The organism is Apibacter sp. B3919, assembly GCF_026537405.1.
Taxonomy (GTDB): domain Bacteria; phylum Bacteroidota; class Bacteroidia; order Flavobacteriales; family Weeksellaceae; genus Apibacter.
Map to the genome: position 1 here is coordinate 103,923 of NZ_JAFNMG010000003.1, position 19,662 is coordinate 123,584.

General features: G+C 31.7%; 16 protein-coding genes. 13 read left to right on the forward strand and 3 right to left on the reverse strand.

Annotated features, from left to right (window positions below; all coding sequences use genetic code 11):
- Window positions 1-36 precede the first annotated feature (36 nt).
- The 5 genes from J3U20_RS06515 (at window position 37) to J3U20_RS06535 (ending at window position 6,768) form a co-directional block, all read left to right on the forward strand.
- Window positions 37-912 (forward strand): aspartate carbamoyltransferase catalytic subunit, encoded by an 876-nt coding sequence (locus J3U20_RS06515; protein WP_160542472.1) that lies wholly within the window; start codon window positions 37-39, stop codon window positions 910-912.
- 34 nt (window positions 913-946) lie between these two features.
- Window positions 947-2,020, forward strand: coding sequence for a carbamoyl phosphate synthase small subunit (locus tag J3U20_RS06520; protein ID WP_160542473.1), 1,074 nt, complete (start codon window positions 947-949; stop codon window positions 2,018-2,020).
- Window positions 2,021-2,151: 131 nt separating this feature from the next.
- Complete coding sequence (gene carB / locus J3U20_RS06525) at window positions 2,152-5,328, forward strand: carbamoyl-phosphate synthase large subunit (protein WP_160542474.1); 3,177 nt, start codon at window positions 2,152-2,154, stop codon at window positions 5,326-5,328.
- Window positions 5,329-5,654: 326 nt separating this feature from the next.
- Window positions 5,655-6,068, forward strand: a complete 414-nt coding sequence (locus J3U20_RS06530) for a DoxX family protein (RefSeq protein ID WP_185116728.1) — start codon at window positions 5,655-5,657, stop codon at window positions 6,066-6,068.
- Between the two features lie 55 nt (window positions 6,069-6,123).
- A complete protein-coding gene (locus J3U20_RS06535; protein WP_160542475.1) occupies window positions 6,124-6,768 on the forward strand; it encodes a carbonic anhydrase in 645 nt (214 codons plus the stop codon).
- A gap of 145 nt (window positions 6,769-6,913) precedes the next feature.
- On the opposite strand, the gene J3U20_RS06540 is transcribed toward J3U20_RS06535, so the two are convergent.
- Window positions 6,914-8,188, reverse strand: coding sequence for a YeiH family protein (locus J3U20_RS06540; protein WP_160542476.1), 1,275 nt, complete (start codon window positions 8,186-8,188; stop codon window positions 6,914-6,916).
- A 186-nt stretch (window positions 8,189-8,374) separates the two neighbouring features.
- Between J3U20_RS06540 and lepA the strand changes: the two genes are divergently transcribed.
- The 4 genes from lepA (at window position 8,375) to J3U20_RS06560 (ending at window position 12,517) form a co-directional block, all read left to right on the forward strand.
- Entirely contained in the window at window positions 8,375-10,168 is a 1,794-nt protein-coding gene (lepA, locus tag J3U20_RS06545; RefSeq protein ID WP_160542477.1) for a translation elongation factor 4, read from the forward strand.
- Window positions 10,169-10,880: 712 nt separating this feature from the next.
- Window positions 10,881-11,483 carry a Crp/Fnr family transcriptional regulator gene (locus tag J3U20_RS06550; RefSeq protein ID WP_160542478.1) on the forward strand — a complete coding sequence of 201 codons (603 nt, stop codon included), beginning with the start codon at window positions 10,881-10,883 and terminating at the stop codon, window positions 11,481-11,483.
- A 102-nt stretch (window positions 11,484-11,585) separates the two neighbouring features.
- Window positions 11,586-11,984, forward strand: a complete 399-nt coding sequence (locus J3U20_RS06555) for a hypothetical protein (protein ID WP_160542479.1) — start codon at window positions 11,586-11,588, stop codon at window positions 11,982-11,984.
- 14 nt (window positions 11,985-11,998) lie between these two features.
- Complete coding sequence (locus J3U20_RS06560) at window positions 11,999-12,517, forward strand: acyl-CoA thioesterase (protein WP_160542480.1); 519 nt, start codon at window positions 11,999-12,001, stop codon at window positions 12,515-12,517.
- Window positions 12,518-12,522: 5 nt separating this feature from the next.
- Here the strand turns inward: J3U20_RS06560 and J3U20_RS06565 are convergent, their stop codons facing one another.
- Window positions 12,523-13,317, reverse strand: coding sequence for a UDP-2,3-diacylglucosamine diphosphatase (locus tag J3U20_RS06565; RefSeq protein ID WP_160542481.1), 795 nt, complete (start codon window positions 13,315-13,317; stop codon window positions 12,523-12,525).
- Window positions 13,296-13,739 (reverse strand): 6-pyruvoyl trahydropterin synthase family protein, encoded by a 444-nt coding sequence (locus J3U20_RS06570; RefSeq protein ID WP_105296305.1) that lies wholly within the window; start codon window positions 13,737-13,739, stop codon window positions 13,296-13,298. The genes J3U20_RS06565 and J3U20_RS06570 overlap by 22 nt, the downstream gene beginning before the upstream one ends.
- Before the next feature lie 47 nt (window positions 13,740-13,786).
- Here J3U20_RS06570 and J3U20_RS06575 point away from each other — a divergent pair, with 47 nt between their 5' ends.
- The 4 genes from J3U20_RS06575 to J3U20_RS06590 all read left to right on the forward strand — a co-directional run bounded on the left by J3U20_RS06575 (window position 13,787) and on the right by J3U20_RS06590 (window position 19,623).
- Complete coding sequence (locus J3U20_RS06575; RefSeq protein WP_160542482.1) at window positions 13,787-14,458, forward strand: ComF family protein; 672 nt, start codon at window positions 13,787-13,789, stop codon at window positions 14,456-14,458.
- A gap of 217 nt (window positions 14,459-14,675) precedes the next feature.
- Window positions 14,676-15,029: a T9SS type A sorting domain-containing protein gene (locus tag J3U20_RS06580; RefSeq protein ID WP_160542483.1), complete on the forward strand. Its 354-nt coding sequence runs from the start codon at window positions 14,676-14,678 to the stop codon at window positions 15,027-15,029.
- 192 nt (window positions 15,030-15,221) lie between these two features.
- Window positions 15,222-17,627 carry an endopeptidase La gene (gene lon, locus J3U20_RS06585; RefSeq protein WP_160542484.1) on the forward strand — a complete coding sequence of 802 codons (2,406 nt, stop codon included), beginning with the start codon at window positions 15,222-15,224 and terminating at the stop codon, window positions 17,625-17,627.
- A gap of 193 nt (window positions 17,628-17,820) precedes the next feature.
- Window positions 17,821-19,623, forward strand: coding sequence for a MutS-related protein (locus tag J3U20_RS06590; protein ID WP_160542485.1), 1,803 nt, complete (start codon window positions 17,821-17,823; stop codon window positions 19,621-19,623).
- Window positions 19,624-19,662 lie beyond the last annotated feature (39 nt).

Below are 19,662 nucleotides of genomic sequence, written 5' to 3' on the forward strand. Positions count from 1 at the left end.
CACTATTATAACACCAATTAAACTAATATATAAATAATGAATCATTTTATCACTTTAGAAAATCTTGATCTAAGTTTGATTGAGGAATTAGTGGATGATGCGATAAGCTTTAAAAAGAAAAAAGCTTTTCCAAATCTGTCTAATCATTATATATCCAACCTTTTTTTCGAGAACAGTACTCGAACCAAACTCAGCTTTGAAATGGCTGAGAAAAAAACAGGAATGGAAATTATATATTTTGATGCAGAAAGTTCAAGTGTTAAAAAAGGTGAAACTCTTTATGATACAGTTAAAACTTTAAATTCCATAGGGGTTGAATGTTTTGTTATAAGACATATGCAAGATAGATTTTATGACGATTTAATTACAAAAATAGAGGTGCCTATCATTAATGCCGGTGATGGTTGCGGAGACCACCCTACCCAATCTTTATTGGATTTAGTAACCATATATGAGGAATTCGGCACTTTTAGAGATCTGAATATAGTAATTGTTGGCGATGTGATACATAGCAGAGTAGCTCATTCAGATGCTAAAATTTTAAAAAGACTGGGATCTTCTATAACTTTTGCAACTCCGGAATTTTGGAGAGATTCCAGTATGACTATGGGAACCTATGCTTCTCTTGATTCAGTAATACAAGATGCTGACGTTGTGATGTTATTAAGGAATCAAAACGAAAGACATGCGAAACAATATGACGAAAAAAATTTTTTAGAATTATATGGATTAACAAAACAGAGAGCCGATAAAATGAAATCCTCGGCAATCATTATGCATCCGGCACCTATTAACCGTAATGTTGAGATTGATGAGGATCTTATCGAATCTTCAAAATCAAGAATATTTACGCAGATGACGAATGGAGTTTTTGCCAGAATTGCTGTGCTTAACTATGTTTTTAATTCATAACCATATTCAAACCACTATAATAAATTAACAACCCTTGAAAAGAAAATTAGTATTAGAAAACGGATTAGTATTTAATGGCGAAGGCTTTGGTAGCGACCAATTCACAATCGGTGAAGTTGTTTTTACCACAGGAATGACCGGTTACCAAGAAACCTTATCAGATCCTTCCTTCCACAAGCAAATTATTGTTTTCACCTATCCATTAATAGGGAATTATGGAATTAATTCCAGCGATTTTGAATCCCTTAATTCTTTTGTAGGTGGAATTATCGTTCATGAATACGCTGAAACAGAATCTCACTGGAAAAGCCAAATGAACATCGATTCTTTTTTGAAAAAACAAAATATTCCCGGTTTAAGCGGTATTGATACCCGCGCCTTGGTAAAAACCATACGAACCAAAGGCAGCATGAAAGGTAAATTCTGTGATGAAAATGAAAACATTGATGAAGTAATTAAATCTCTAAAAGAGACCAAGTTAGGACATCACGTTCCCGAAGTATCTACACCAAGAGCCTATAGTGCTCCAGCAGAAGGACACAGAATTGTATTGATAGATTATGGAATGAAAAAAAGCATTTTAAAAGAATTATGCTTACGAAATTGTGATGTAGTGGTAGTACCTTATAATACAGATTCAAGCTCTATATTAGAATTAAACCCCGATGGAATTATGCTCTCCAATGGTCCCGGTAATCCGGAAGAATTAACCGAATCTATAAACACTATAAAAGAATTGAGCGGAAAAGCCCCAATATTCGGAATTTGCTTAGGTCACCAATTATATGCCCTTGCACATGGAGCTAAAACTTTTAAAATGTTATTCGGACACAGAGGTGCAAATCATCCGGTAAAAGAACTTGCCACTAACAGAGTGTATATAACTTCTCAAAATCACGGATATGTAGTTGATGAAGAATCTTTACAAAACACAACTTTAGAAGTAACGCATCGAGCTTTAAATGACGGAACTATAGAAGGATTACAGGATAAAAAGAATAGGGCATTTACTGTCCAATACCATCCCGAATCCAGTCCGGGACCTCATGATAACGAATATTTATTTAACCGCTTTATGTCTATGGTAGAAGAATTTAAAAATAAATAATAAAATTCTTTATATCCGAATAGTTAAGCACTATCGAATTATTACTAGGTTAAAAAGGATTAATGTAAAAGAATTAGTAAAAATTCATATAAACAGAAGTCATTACTTCAAACTAAAAATTAAAAAACAACATGCCAAAACGCACAGATATAAATAAAATTCTTGTAATAGGTTCAGGACCTATCATTATCGGACAAGCTGCCGAATTCGATTATGCGGGAACCCAGGCTTGTCTGGCTCTTAAGGAAGAGGGATACAAAGTTGTTCTTGTTAACTCGAATCCTGCAACGATCATGACCGATAAAGAAATTGCCGATAAGGTATACATGGAACCGTTAACATTAGATTTTCTTCAACAAATTATTGCATTAGAGCGTCCCGATGCGTTGTTACCATCTTTGGGAGGACAGACCGGACTCAATCTTGCCGTTGAATTAGCTAAAGCAGGTACTCTAGCCCAATATGATGTTGAAATCATCGGAACCAAATTATCCTCCATTGAGCAGGCCGAAGACAGAGATTTGTTCAAACAATTAATGGAAAACATTAATGAACCTATTGCAGAAAGTATAATTGTTAATGACGTGGAGTCATCGGTGGAATTCGCTAATCAAATTGGTTATCCGATAATTGTTAGACCTGCTTTTACTCTGGGAGGCACCGGAGGTGGAATAGCAGAAAATGAAACCGAACTAAGGGAAATTACTGATTCCGGATTAAAATACAGTCCGGTTCATCAATGTCTTATAGAGAAAAGTATTGCCGGATATAAGGAAATTGAGTATGAAGTAATGAGGGATGCCAATGACAATGCCATAGTAGTTTGTAATATGGAAAATTTTGATCCGGTGGGAATACATACCGGAGATTCCATTGTTTTCGCTCCTAGTCAAACATTAGCAGATCAAGAATATCAATTACTTAGAAATTCTGCATTAAAAATAATCCGCGCTTTAAAAATTGAAGGAGGGTGTAATGTTCAATTTGCTTTAGATCCTTCTAGTAGAGATTATATAGTCATCGAAGTAAACCCAAGAGTTAGCCGTTCGTCTGCATTGGCCTCTAAAGCTACCGGATATCCGATTGCAAAATTAGCGGCTAAAATTGCGGTAGGATTAACTCTGGACGAAATGAAAAATCCGGTAACTAATACTACTTATGCTTGTTTTGAACCTTCGCTGGATTATGTTGTTGCCAAAATCCCTCGATGGCCTTTTGATAAATTTCAAAGTGCCAACAGGCATTTAGGAACCCAGATGAAAGCTACCGGTGAAGTTATGGCTATAGGAACTTCAATTGAAGAATCTTTGTTAAAGGCTGTACAATCTTTGGAAATAGGTTGTTTGCATTTAACTAAAAAAGATATGACGCCTTATGATCCTTCGACTTTGGAAAAGAGACTTAAAAATGCCGATGATGAACGTCTGTTTTTAATTGCCGAAGCTTTACGTAACGGTGTAAGTATTCAAAAAATACATGAAATAACCAAGATAGACCTATTCTTCCTGGCTAAAATATTACATATCATCAATATTGAAAAAGAAGTTAAAGAAAAACCAAAAGATATTGAGGTTTTAGCAAAAGCCAAAAAATACGGATTTTCTGATTGGGAAATTGCCCAATTATGGAACATGGAAGAAAAGCAAGTGTATTCTTTGAGAAAGGAAAACTCTATTATTCCGGTGTATAAAATGGTCGATACGTGTGCTGCTGAATTTATATCCACAACCCCATATTTTTACAGTACTTACGGTATTGAAAATGAATCGGTACGTTCTGATAAGAAAAAAGTGATTGTATTAGGTTCCGGACCTATACGAATCGGACAAGGGGTGGAATTTGATTATGCAACCGTACACAGTGTTTTAGCCCTTAAAGAATCAGGATATGAAGCTATTATCATCAACAGCAATCCGGAAACCGTTTCTACAGATTTCAGCATTTCTGATAAACTTTATTTTGAACCTCTAACCAGAGAATCCATCACTTCTATTATAGATTTAGAAAAACCGGACGGTGTTTTAGTTCAATTTGGTGGTCAAACAGCCATTAACTTGGCTCAAGCTGCCATAGATGCCGGAGCAAAAATATTGGGTACTACGCTGGAAGATATAGATCGAGCTGAAGATCGTAAAAAATTCGAAGAACAATTAAACGAATTAAATATCGCTCGTCCTAAAGGCGATACGGTGTTTACGTTAAAAGAGGCCTTACATGTAGCTAATTCCATTGGATATCCGGTTGTTATTCGTCCTTCTTATGTTTTAGGAGGAAGAGCCATGCAAATTGTTTATCAAGATTCTGAATTGGAAAGATATATGAAAGAAGCGATCAATGTTCATGAGAAACAACCTATTCTAATTGATAAATATTTAATTGGAAAAGAAATTGAAGTGGATGCAATTTCCGATGGCGAAAATGTTTTTGTTCCCGGAATTATGGAACATATTGAAAAAGCCGGAGTTCATTCCGGAGATTCTATTGCTGTATATCCTTCCCAAACTTTAACAAAAGAAGAAAAAGAAGAAATTATCAGACAAACCCAAGCATTAGCCAGAGGATTTAAAATCATTGGATTAATGAATATACAGTTTGTTTTAATGAGCGGAAAAATATACGTTCTGGAAGTTAATCCGCGTTCCAGCCGAACCATTCCATTCATGAGCAAAGTAACCGGTATTCCTTTAGCAAAAATAGCAACAAAAGCTGTTTTAGGCCAATCTTTGAAAGAGCAAGGGTATGCTATGGATTGTTATTCGGAACCTCGTAATATATATATTAAAGCCCCTGTTTTTTCATTTGCTAAATTACGTTCTGTAGATATTACGTTAGGCCCTGAAATGAAATCGACCGGTGAGGTTATTGGAAAAGATACTACTTATGAAAGAGCTCTTTATAAAGCTTTAAGAGCGGGTCAAATCAATATACCTATTTTAGGTAATGCCATATTCACAGTAGCAGACAAAGATAAAGCCGAGGCTCTCCCATTAGCGAAGAGATTCTATGATATAGGTTATACAATTATGGCTACCGAAGGAACTGCCAAGTATTTCCGCGACTATAACATTCCTGTTGTTGAAATTAACAAAATTGAAAGTGAAGACAACAATATTGTTAAAATTATGCAACAAGGGAAAGCTCAATTTGTTATTAATACACTTTCTAATGACGGTACAGCTCAAGAAGACGGCTTTTTAATTCGACGAAATGCTGTTGAAAACAGTGTAGCTTGTTTTACTTCTTTGGATACTACCGCAGCCGTAATTCAAGTATTAGAATCAATTGTATTTGATATTAAACCTTTTTAAATTTAAATTTTATAAAATATACTTACAAAAAAGCCCTGTTTTTACAGGGCTTTTTTGTATTTATAGTTTTTCGATGTTTGTTTTTATTTCTATAATATTATCTTTTCATATCTGATTACGACTAATATAAATGCACAATATGGTAAAAGTATCACTTATTCAAGCTTTATTTTTATCCAGTAAAATACATTTTATACCACTTAATTATGTTTATCGTAAAACTTATTGTAATATATTTTTTACTATAATAAATTTGATTTTATTTACAAAAGATACAGAATTTATGAAATAAAAAATTTATTTTTGATCAAATTTACATTATAATTATGGCTAAAGAATTGAATTCTGATCTTGGAAAACTCCTATTACGTGTTTCAATAGGCGGATTAATGGTCTTCCATGGAATATCTAAATTATATCATGGACACGATTTTATAAAAGGAATGCTTACTTCAAAAAATTTGCCTGAATATCTCTGGCTTGGTGTTCCTTTAGGGGAAGTATTTGCTCCTATTTGTATCTTATTAGGGGTTTTTACGAGGATTTCATCCCTTTTAGTAGCATTTACTATGCTTATGACTTTTTATTTAGTGCATGGGATGGAAGGATTTTCACTATCGCAAACCGGAGGATTAAAAGTTGAGCTTAACCTATTCTATTTATTAACCTCATTAGCGCTTTTCTTCTTAGGTTCGGGAAAATATAGCGTATATAAAGGTAACAAAGGAATTATGATATAAATGATTTCTTTCTAATTTTTGTTCATTATTTTTTTACTACTATATTAATCCATACATGAATTTTGAAAAAATATTTGCCCACAATGAAACATGGATAGCTGAAAAGTTATCTATGGATAAGGATTATTTCCATAAGCTATCAGAAGGACAGAACCCTGAAGTTCTTTATATTGGCTGTTCTGATAGTCGGGTAGCAACTGAAGAATTACTTGGAGCTAAACCCGGAGAAGTCTTTGTCCACAGAAATTTAGCCAATATGGTTATTAGCACAGATTTTAATGTTCAATCTGTAATAACTTATGCTATCGATCATTTAAAAGTTAAACAAATCATTGTTTGTGGACATTATTATTGTGGCGGAGTTAAAGAGGCTATGGAGGCTAAAGACCTGGGACTTTTAAATCCGTGGTTGCGAAATATCAGGGACGTTTATAGAATTCATAAAGATGAATTAAATTTAATTACCGACTCAGAGGAAAAATACAATCGGCTTATTGAATTGAATGTGGAAGAACAATGCATTAATTTAATTAAAACCGCTGCTGTACAAAAAGCTATTATAGAAAGTAATCTAAAGGTTCATGGCTGGATTTTCGACATACGATCCGGAAAATTAATTGACATGAAAATTAATTTCAAAAAGATTCTAAAAGAGATTATGGAAATATATAATCTTTATGAAGGGAAAAGTTTATTTTAATATATGAAAACAAACCAACGGGTCAATTACCTTTCTCAACTAAATTAAAATGTAATTTTATTTCCAATAAAAATATTTATAAAAATAATGGGAGAGTTAACTATTTTGCTAATCTCTCCCAAAATAAAAATAATAAAGTAATTGTTTATATTTTAGTCCATTCGATACCAAAAACTAAATAAGCGATAATTAAGGTAAATACAACATTAAAAGTTTGTGCGCCTAAAAATACTAAAGTAGCTTTTCTGTTTTCTTTATTAATCAACGTTTTAAAATTAGTTTCTAAACCTATGGAGGTAAACCCTAAAGCAAACCATAATCCTTGAAATTTCTTCAATACAGCAAGAACCGGTTTGTAGTGCTCAGTTGGAATAACAAATGAGAATAACAAAGAAGCTAAGATAAAACCTATAACAAATTTAGGAAATCGATCCCAAATTACTTTTAGATTAGGTTTATCAGCAAACTCATTCCCTTCTTTTTTAGTATAACTCCAATAAACAGCTATTAAAAAGGCAGCAATACCTAACAAAACATTTTGTGAAAACTTAACTATTGTACTAATTTTAAGTGCTTCTTCCCCATAAACGGCTCCGGTTGCAGCTACTGCTCCGGTAGTATCAATTGTTCCACCAATCCATGCACCGGCCATTACTTCTCCTAATCCAAGTAGTTTAGCTAATGCCGGCATAATGATAATCATAGGTACAGCGACTACTAATACTAGTGATACTACATAAGATAATTTTTTGGAATCTCCTTTTATTGCTCCTGCCGTTGCTATAGCAGCTGAAACTCCACAAATGGATACCGCACTGGAAAGCATCATAGACATTTCCTTATCTATATTGAATTTTTTGCACAGCCAGAAAGAAAAATACCAAACAGAGAAAACTACTACTACTGATTGTATTAATCCCAAAGCACCCGCCTGCATAATATCTTGAAAAATAATGGTTGAGCCTAAAAAGATCAATCCTATTTTTACATACATTTCAGAAGATAAACATCCTTTCATCCACTGGGGAGTACCTATAAAGTTATTGATAACTAATCCTATAAGCAGACAAAATATTACGGTTTCAAATCCCCAATAATTCATTACCGAGTTTCCGCCAATCACCATGGCAACTATAGTAAGAATAAACAGTAAGGGAAACCCTTTTGCTGAACTCATAGGTTTTCCTTGTAATAGATCTGCCAATAGTAATAAAACATAAGAAACAATAAAAATGATAAAAATGTTTATAAAATTTTTACCTGTTAAAACATTGGACAATAAATCGTCACCGGTGCTCCATTTAAATGTAGGCCAACTTAGTGTATACCCGAATGAAGAATATAAAATAATACCTAATACTATGACCAATCCACCAATAATTGTGGCTGTCCAATCCTCTGTTAAACTCAGTTTTTTCATTTCTTATTTTTGATGTTCTTTAAAAAAGTTTTTTAGTTTTATTTTAGATTAAAACTCCGCAAATGTAATAATTCCTATCGAAATAATAGGAATTCAACTAAAATTTTTTACCCAGATTCGCAGTTTGTAGCAAATACACCCTTATATTGTTTATAAAAAATGTATTTTTGCACTATTGTAGAAAATATGAAGAACATAAGAAATTTTTGCATTATTGCCCATATAGATCATGGCAAAAGCACTTTAGCAGACAGACTTTTACAACAAACTAAAACTATTTCTGATCGCGAACTGCAAGAACAGACCTTAGATGATATGGACTTAGAACGCGAACGGGGTATTACTATAAAGAGTCATGCTATTCAAATGGAGTATGAATATAAAGGGGAAAAATATGTTTTGAATTTGATCGATACTCCCGGGCATGTTGATTTTTCTTATGAAGTTTCTCGTTCTATTGCTGCCTGTGAAGGTGCCTTATTAATTGTTGATGCTGCACAAAGTATTCAGGCACAAACCATATCCAATCTTTATTTAGCGTTAGAACACGACTTGGAAATTATTCCAGTTTTAAATAAAATTGACCTACCTTCTGCAAATCCTGAAGAAGTTACCGATGAAATTGTAAATCTTCTCGGTTGCAAACCTGAAGACGTTTTACGCGCCAGTGGCAAGACCGGAGCGGGGGTTGAAGAATTGTTGGAGCAAATTGTGGAAAGAATCCCGGCACCATCCGGAGATCCTAATGCTCCATTACAAGCGTTGATTTTTGATTCTGTTTTTAATCCTTTTCGAGGAATAGAGGCCTTTTTCAAGGTTGTAAACGGCAGCATAACTAAAGGTCAAAAAGTGAAATTTATGGCTACCGGTAAAAGCTATGATGCCGATGAAATAGGAACTTTAAAACTAAATCAAGTCCCAAAAGATGTTATACATTGCGGTGATGTGGGATATATTATAAGTGGTATTAAAGAAGCTCGTGAAGTTAAGGTAGGTGACACCATCACATCGGTTGAACGCCCTGCATCTGAAGCTATTGCCGGATTTGAAGAAGTAAAACCAATGGTGTTTGCCGGAATATATCCGGTGGACACGGAAGAATATGAATTGTTGCGTTCTGCATTGGAAAAGCTTCAACTTAATGATGCTTCTCTTGTTTTTGAACCGGAATCATCCGCTGCTTTAGGATTTGGTTTCCGTTGCGGATTTTTAGGTATGCTTCATATGGAAATCATTCAAGAGCGTTTGGAACGAGAATTTAAAATGACTGTAGTTACTACCGTTCCCAATGTATCTTATAATGCCTATTTAAATAAGGATCCTGAAAAAGCGATTGTAGTACATAATCCTTCGGAACTTCCGGAACCTACTTCATTAAATCGTGTGGAAGAACCTTATATTAAAGCTTCAATTATCACCAAATCAGATTTTATTGGTTCTGTAATGAACCTTTGTATTGATAAAAGAGGCGAACTGACTAACCAATCGTATTTAACTACAGACCGAGTAGAGCTATTTTTTGAAATGCCTTTAGCTGAGGTGGTTTTTGACTTTTATGACAGACTCAAAACTATTTCCAAAGGATACGCTTCTTTTGATTATTCGCCTTGCGGAATGAGAACTTCCAAGCTGGTAAAAGTTGACATCCTTATAAATGGTGAACCTGTGGATGCTTTATCTGCTTTGATTCATCAAGATAATGCCTATACTATAGGTAAAAAAATGTGCGAAAAGCTTAAAGAGTTAATCCCGAGACAACAATTTGACATTCCTATTCAAGCAGCACTTGGAGCTAAGATTATTGCTAGAGAAACTATTAAAGCTTTACGAAAAGACGTTACTGCCAAATGTTACGGAGGGGATATATCTCGTAAAAGAAAATTACTTGAAAAACAAAAAGAAGGTAAGAAACGAATGCGACAAATTGGTCGAGTGGAAGTCCCGCAATCTGCATTTTTAGCGGTATTGAAACTGGATTAAGCGTTTGTTACTTATTTCTAGATTATAGGCTATAATTTGCAATTATTGTATTATAGGAGTATCATGTTATGATAATTGATTAATTTACCTTCTATAATTATTTTGTACCTTAATAAGTTAAAGGATATATACTTGCATATATCTTTTCTAAAAGGTAAATACATTTATTTTATAGCTATTATCTTTTTTATATAAAAAAAACTTCTAATTATTGTTATTTTATAAACATTATTTATTATTTTTATCTATAAAATTTATTTGAATATTATTTTTTATGTTTTTATATTTAATAAAAATTTTTTAAATTAATATTTCAATATTTTTTTAAATAATTAAATAAGTATAGTAATCTAAATATGTTTAGTTTTTATGTAAGATTCAAAATCCATTTAATTTTAAATAGATAAACAAATTGTTTATTATTTTTGTGAAAATTTTTTTTTATAGATTAATTTTCGTAACCAATCCTAATAATATACTACAAATAGTAAAAAGGGATTCCGTGTTCTTTACCATTTAACACAGTTAAGACAATGTATTTATAAAATTTTAACAACGGTTATATTATTGTTTTCTATCTCTATTAAAAAAATAGTTAAGAGAATTCTAACCAATTAGGACAATTTTACAAATAGCATTCTTACAATTATAAATGGATATAGTATTACATATTTAAAAATTTTACATGGCGATTTAAAAACTCTTATATACTATGATTTTTGAAAAAATATTGGAAGAAATAAACAATGTAGTGCCTATTTCCAGAGAGGAAAAAGAGTATCTAAAGTCTATTTTAAAATTTAAAAAGCTAAACAAAAGAGATTCTCTTTTGCATCAAGAGGAGGTTGAAGATAATTATTATTACGTTCTTTCCGGTTGTTTACGAAGTTATATTAACGACAAAAAAGGATTGGAGCAGGTTCTTCAATTTTCATCTAAAGGTTGGTGGATTGCAGATAATGAAAGTATTATATACAATCAACCTGCTAAATTCAATATTGTTGCAGATTTAGATACTGAAATATTTATTTTATCTAAAAAAGCAAAAGAAGAATCCGTTAAAAGGTTTCCAAAATTAGAACTTTATTATAATGAAAGTTTAATCCGCTCTGTAATTTTCTTACGTAATCGTTTATATGAAATATTAAGTTTATCTGCAGAAGAACGATATAGAAATTTTTGTATTATGTTTCCTGAATTAAAAAATTCAATATCTCAAAAACATATTGCCTCATATATTGGTATTACTCCTGAATTTTTTAGTGCTATGAAAAAAAAATTAAAAGACAGGCAAACATGCGTTGAGGAATTTTAATTATATATTCTTAAGTTATTTAAATTTGTGAAAATATATTTCAGCTTTAAAAAAGGAGATAAAGATAGTTGATAAATAATGTATTTATTTTAAATTTACTTTATGGACCTAATAAAATATTGCATACTATTATTACAAGAAACCAATCAAGTTACTTTACCTTCTTTTGGAAAATTTGAATTAAAATTTAATTCGGTGAGAGAGGATCAGGAAACTAATCAACTACTACCCCCCTCCTATTCCCTTTCTTTTACTCAGCAACATAATCTCAATGATATCGCTTTAGCTAGCATAATTGCGGAATTGGATTCAATAGATGTTGAGAGAGCTAAAGATTTTGTTTATCAGACAATTAAGGAGTGGAAAAAAATTCTAAAATCGGAACCATATTTAACCATTGAAAATTTAGGAACATTTACAGCTGAAAAAGAAAAAATTATTTTCAGTTTGAGTGAAAAGAGTTTTGTTACTTACAAAAATTTTGGTTTACTTCCTTTATAATTGAATTGAAATTCATGAAAGCTAAAACTCCCTCTGATTCAAGGACCATAATGACCACCATTGTGCTAACGAATGAAACCAATGCTTATAATAATATGTTTGGCGGGGATTTACTTTCTTTAATGGATCGAGCATGTGCCATAGCCGCTCAAAGACATGCGGAAGCTAAAGTTGTGACTGCTTCTGTTAATCATGTTTCCTTTTCAACACCTATTCCATTAGGAAGCACCGTAGAAGCCATAGCTAAGGTTTCTAGAGCTTTTGGATCTTCTATGGAAGTATTTGTCGATATATGGGTGGATGATGCAATAAATCATACAAAAACCAAAACCAATGAAGGGATATATACTTTTGTAGCTTTAGATGAATTTATGAAACCTAAAAAAATACCTGACTTAGTACCTGAAACTGAAGAAGAAATAGTTAGATATAACTCAGCCCTTCACAGAAGGGAATTATCTTTGCTGCTATCCGGAAGAATTACTCCTTCAGAAGCTGTTGAATTAAGAAAAATATTTACGATGGATAACTAAAAAAATTAAACAGTTTCGGTAAAAGTCTGTAAATACAAATGATCTCCATCGAAAACGGCATAGGTATAATACGAAATCCAATCCCCTAAATTTACATAGTGGCTGTTTTTATCTTCACCAATTAATAAATCCATAGGTAAATGACGATGCCCGTAAATAAAGTAATCATAATGTTTTTCATTCAATTTTTCTTTAGAAAAGACAATCAGCCATTCATTATCTTCCCCTAAGAATTTAATATCTTCCTCCCCGCTAATTAATTTATTTTTTCTTGATAAATAAGTACCTAAGGCGACTCCTACATCCGGATGCAACCATCTGAAAAACCATCGAGCAACAGGATTCGTAAAAAGTTTTTTCATTCTTTTATACCCGCGATCTCCCGGTCCCAATCCATCTCCATGAGCAATAAAAAAATTTTTGTTGTTGATTATAAATGTTTGTTCTTCGTTAAAAACTGTTATTGCTAATTCTTTTTGAAGATAATCTCTCATCCATAAATCATGATTTCCGGTAAAAAAATATATTTTAACCCCTGAATCTGAAAGTTCAGCTAATTTACCTAATATTCGAACAAATCCTTTGGGTACAACGGTTTTATATTCATGCCAAAAATCAAATAAATCCCCTAATAGGAATAATACTTGAACATCATGTTTAATTTGTTCTAAAAATTTTACGAAAATCTTTTCTCTTTTTCTGGATGAAACTTCATCAGGTGCTCCTAAATGCTGATCTGAGGCAAAATAAACTTTTTTGCCTGCCGTAAGGTTAATTTCTATTGGTCTTCCCTTATCCATTCACCATATGACGTTTCGGTTTCATATAATTTAAGCTTCGCTAATAAAATATTTTCAGGAAGCTCTGATTGTATTTTTTCGGCAAAATCTATCAACATATTCTCACAAGTTGGCTGATAATTCATAAAAATAACTTTATGTCCTTGATTTTGCAATTGCTCTCCTAGTTGTTTATGTTCTGTTTGAGCGTTTAAAATAATGGCATGATCTAAAGGATTTATAATTAATTTTTTTACAATAGATTTCAACTCTCCAAAATCCATAACCATTCCATTTTTAACATGGTGTATATCATTACACGGCTCTCCTTTAACAGTAACATACAATTTATAAGAATGCCCATGAATGTTTTTACATTTACCATCATATCCCCACAGAGCATGTGCTGTTTCAAATGTAAATATTTTAGTCAGCCTTATCACAATAAATAAATTTGTTTATATTACGCAAAGATAATTGAAAAATACTCATGTGGCAAGAAATACTCTCTACCCTGTTTCCTAATAGATGTATTGGTTGTGAAACAATTATTTCTTCATCACAACACTATGTATGCGAAAGGTGTAAAGCTTATTTACCTTTTACTTACATTCCTTTTAACAACACAAATTCAATTCACAGCCAACTTAACAATTCTGCGAAAATAGAATTTGCATCTTCCTTATTATTTTTCTCAAAAGAAAATATTACACAACAATTAATTCATCATTTAAAATATAAAAATAAACCGGAAATCGGTTCGTGGTTAGCTGAGATTTGGTATATGCAGAATGAGAACAATCCTTGTTTAAAAGAAGTAAAAACCGTTGTTCCGGTTCCTATTCACTCGAAAAGATATAAAAAAAGAAACTATAATCAAATTTTGCTCTGTTGCAAAAAATTAGCAACTCTAATGAATTGCAATTTCGACGAGCATGTTCTTCGACGAGTTTCTCATAAGAAATCTCAAACTCAATCCAACAGAGAAGAACGTATAAAAAAAATGGAAAACGCTTTTATAAGAAATTCAAATTGTTCGAATCACTATCTATTGGTTGATGATGTCTTAACAACGGGTGCAACTTTAATTGCATGCACTCAAGAACTGTTAAAAACCGATGATTCTCAAGTAAGTATATTTACTTTAGCAACAACAATATAAATATAAAATATAGAATAATTCAGAAAAAAGCCCTTAAGACAAAACTATTGAAGATAAGATAATTGAATATTATCTTTATTCCCAAATAAAAATAAAAATAATTTAATGAAAAGTTGTAAAGAATATTTTTTTTTTATAATTTTATACATTAATTTTAAGTACATAAAACTATCATTTTATCAAGGAAATTTTCATAATTTTTAGATATAAATTGCTTATGAAGAAATTTTTATTTTTTATTACGTTGCTTTTTTCAATTAACCTGGTTACTGCAAAAGAATTTCCGGCCAATATTTTAATGAACTTTTATTTACAAGAGCAACCTTATACTAAATCAAAATTATATCCTAATCCGGCAGTAAATTTTATACTTGTTAAGAATTCAAGTTCTTATAAAATTGATAATATTTCTGTTTTATCCATGGTTGGTACCAATTTAATCGATAAAGATATAATTGACTCCAATCTTAATCAGGAAATTAATATTTCAAAACTTCCTACAGGAAGATATTTTGTTAAAGTTACTTATTCCGATGGAAGCAGAGAAATTCTAACCCTTATCAAGTTATAATTCTAAGCTTTATTAGCAATTATAGTAAGTTTTTATTTGGCATATTAATTGACCTTAGTACACGTACAAACTTTGGAGGTTACAACATTTCTTATTAATAATCAATACTATACCCATTTAAGATTAAAAAAAAGTAGTTCTCTTTTTTTAGATATCTGAAAGTTTGTCATTAAATCTTTAATACGAAACATTATGAAGTTCGACATATTGTCATTAGATCAAGTTATGCAAAATGATAGTGAATTTATTCCTTTACTAAGCCAGGATGAAGAAGATAAAATGATGAATGAAACTTTTCCTACTGTTTTACCCTTACTTCCGGTAAAAAATGTAGTTTTATTTCCCGGGGTTGTTATACCAATTACTGCCGGAAGAAATAAATCCATCAATTTATTACAAGATGCTCAGCAAAACGATAAGATAATAGCAGTCATTACACAAAAAGATGTAAATGCAGATAATCCGACTATAAATGATATGTACTCGGTAGGTACTATAGGTAAAATATTAAAATTACTTAAAATGCCTGACGGAAGTACCATGGTAATTATTCAGGGGATACGTAAATTTTCTATTAATAATATACTTGAAGAGGAGCCTTATTTAAAAGCAGAAATTACTTTATTGGAAGACAAAAGAAAGGTTTCCAATAAAAATAAAGAACATTTTAATGTTTTATTGGAAAGCCTTCGTGAAACAGCCATTAAAATTATTAATGAAAATCCGGCTATCCCTTCAGACGCTTCTTTTGCTATTAAAAATATTGAAGGCAGCTCCTTGTTGGTAAATTTTGTTGCTTCTAATCTTGATCTGCCGTTAGTAAAAAAGCAGGAATTGCTGGAAGTTAACAGTTTGTTAGATCGTGCTTCCAAAACGTTAAAGTACCTGAACGTTGAGCTTCAAAAAATATCTTTAAAAAATTCCATTCAGGATAAGGTTAACTCCGACCTCAGCAAACAACAACGTGAATATTTCCTACACCAGCAAATGAAAACCATTCAGGAGGAGTTGGGAGGCGTTTCTTATGAAGCTGAAGTTCAAGAAATGAAAGAAAAAGCTTCGAAAAAAAAATGGAGCAAGTCTATAAATGAACATTTTGAAAAAGAACTTAATCGATTAGTTCGCATGAACCCGCAAACACCTGATTATGGTGTTCAAAGGAATTATTTAGAATTAATGTTGGATTTGCCTTGGGAAAAATATTCTAAGGACAATTTTGATATTAATCATGCTGAAAAAGTTTTAAATAAAGACCATTTTGGTTTAGAAGATGTTAAAGAACGAATCTTAGAATATCTCGCAGTCCTAAAACTTAAAGGAGATATGAAATCTCCCATCATTTGTTTATATGGTCCTCCCGGTGTCGGTAAAACTTCATTGGGTAAATCCATTGCTTCTGCTTTAGGAAGAAAATACGTTCGTATATCATTAGGAGGGCTGCATGATGAATCGGAAATTAGAGGACATCGTAAAACTTATATTGGAGCTATGCCGGGGAGAATTATTCAATCCATAAAAAAAGTTGGAACATCGAATCCCGTTATTGTTTTAGATGAAATAGACAAAATTAGCACCAGTGGACACGGTGACCCGTCATCTGCTTTACTTGAAGTATTAGATCCCGAACAAAACAGTACTTTCCATGATAATTTCCTGGATGTAGATTACGACTTATCTAAAGTATTGTTTATTGCTACCGCCAACAATTTAGCCACCATACAACCGGCATTGTTAGACAGAATGGAAATTATTGATATTTCCGGATATACTATTGAGGAAAAAGTAGAAATAGCTAATAAATATCTTTTACCAAAGCAAATCCTCGAACATGGACTTACCAAAAAAGATATTTCAATAAGTAAGAAAGAATTGGAATTTATTATCCAAGCATATACTCGAGAATCCGGTGTTAGAGGCTTAGAAAGGAAGATATCAAAAATTGTAAGGAATATTGCCTTACAAATTGCTCGCAATACTGAATACAATAAAAAATTGAGTCAAAATAAAATTATTGAAATCTTAGGTCCGCCTATGATGCCTGAAATGTCTGAAACTAATAAAGTTCCAGGAGTTGTTACAGGATTAGCTTGGACTCAAGTAGGAGGAGATATTCTTTTTATTGAAAGTATTCTTTCTAAAGGCAAAGGAAACTTAACCATGACCGGAAATTTAGGTAATGTAATGAAAGAATCGGCTACCATTGCTTTGGAATACATAAAATCTAATTATAAAGAGTTCGGTATCGATCCGCAAAAAATTGAAGAAAGTAATATACACATTCACGTTCCTGAAGGTGCAACCCCTAAAGACGGACCATCTGCAGGTATAGCTATGCTTACTTCTCTTGTTTCCTCTTTTACAGGTAAAAAGGTTAAGTCTAAATGGGCAATGACCGGTGAAATTACGTTACGGGGAAAAGTTCTTCCGGTAGGTGGCATTAAAGAAAAAATATTAGCTGCGAAACGGGCCGGTATTACCGATGTCATATTATGTGAAGAGAATAGAAAAGATATTGAAAAAATCAATCCTGATTATATTAAAGGCTTAAGAATACATTATGTAACTCAAATGTCTGAAGTAATTGATTTAGCTCTATAATAAAATTATAATAATTATAAGCCTGATTTTCATCAGGCTTTTTTATTTCTAATTATAATATATTTAAAATGCAACATTTATCAAATAATAAAATTTAATTTTTTTTGCTTACTGTTAAAATTTGAAAGTAAAGTACTATTAGATATATATAGACTTTAAAATTAGCTATTTTATTTTGTTTACCTTTGATATCATGAAAATAAAAGATATTGAACATTCATACCGTTCTCTTATTAATAAAGAGATTTCAACGGTACAATCACTTAAAAAAAAGATATTTATTATTGCTGCTTTAAGATTATCAGTAGTTCTTATTGCTGCTTTACTTTGTATTTTTACTTGGAAAAACAGCTACCTTACCGGCGGTATCATCTTTGTATCTTTTTCAATATTTATCTTGTTATTAAAGTTACATCAAAAACTGTTTTATAAAAAAAATTATTCAGATTCATTAATAACTTTAGCAGAAAATGAATGTAAAGCTCTTAATTACGATTTTTCATCTTTTGATGGAGGCCCAGAATATATTTCGACTGAACACAGCTTCAGCTACGATTTAGATTTATTTGGCGATCGATCGCTTTTTCAGGCTATTAATCGAACATGCACCTATCAAGGTAAAAAATTTCTTGCCTATCTGTTCCTTACTCCCTATTTAGACAAAAAAACAATTGTGGAAAATCAGGAAAGCATCCAAGAATTAACTTCAAAACAAGATTGGGTAAACCATTTCCGAGTTTTAGGGTCTTTAAACGGAAAATTAGAAAATAAAGAAAATTTTGATTCAAATATATTTCCGGAAACATTTTTATTGCATAAAAATAAATTCTGGGAAATAATGATAAATATTATTCCCTGCTCGTATTTAATCTTACTTGTACTTACAGCTTTTAATAGGGTATCTGCATTATATTTTATTCCTTTATGGATCATAACTTATGCAATTAATGCCTTTGCGAGTAAGCATGTAAATAATATAGTTAATAACATAGAAAAAAAAACAGATGTTTTAAACACCTATACCTCACTTTTTAATGCTATAGAAGAGCAAAATTTTGATAGTTATTTGTTAGAAAAAAATCGTAAAATCCTTATCAAGAAAACTCCTGCATCAAAAGCTATCTATAAATTAAATAGATATTGTTCTCAATTAAATATGTGTATGGCTTATCCGATGATTTTATTTTTCAATCCGGTCTTATGTTGGAGTGTTCGTTATGCTATTAAGATAGAAAAATGGTTAGATATCTATAAAAAGTATCTACCGAATTGGTTTGATTCTCTTTCTCATTTTGATGCTTGGTGCTCCCTGTCAACATATGCATATACTCACCCCGGATATTCATATCCTAAAATAAATACTGAACATTTTATATTTGATGGGAAAGAATTGGGCCACCCTCTACTTAACCCATCTAATTGTGTAACCAATGATGTTAAAATTTCAAAAGAAAATTATTTTTTAGTAATAACGGGAGCTAATATGGCAGGTAAAAGTACGTATTTAAGAACTATAGGGGTTAACCACGTGTTAGCCTGTATTGGTGCTCCGGTATACGCTAAATCATTAGAAATATTCCCTGGAAATTTAGTAACTAATTTAAGAACTACAGATTCCTTAGTTGATCATGAATCTTATTTTTTCTCTGAATTAAAACGATTGAAAATGATTATAGACAGACTTCATTCCGGAGAACATTTATTTATCATTTTAGACGAAATTTTAAAAGGTACCAACTCTGAAGATAAGCAAAAAGGATCTTTAGCGCTTATGAAACAGCTTGTTTCGCTAAAAGGAAATGGCATTATTGCTACGCATGATTTAGTATTAGGCACCTTGGAAGCAAACTATCCCGAAAATATAAAGAACTATCGTTTTGAAGCAGAAATTGCTCAGGATGAATTAGTGTTTGATTATAAATTAAAAGAAGGTATAGCTCAAAATATGAATGCAACTTTTTTAATGAAGAAAATGGGAATTACTGGTATTGAATAAAAAAATACCTGCCTATTCGGCAGGTATTATATAAATACT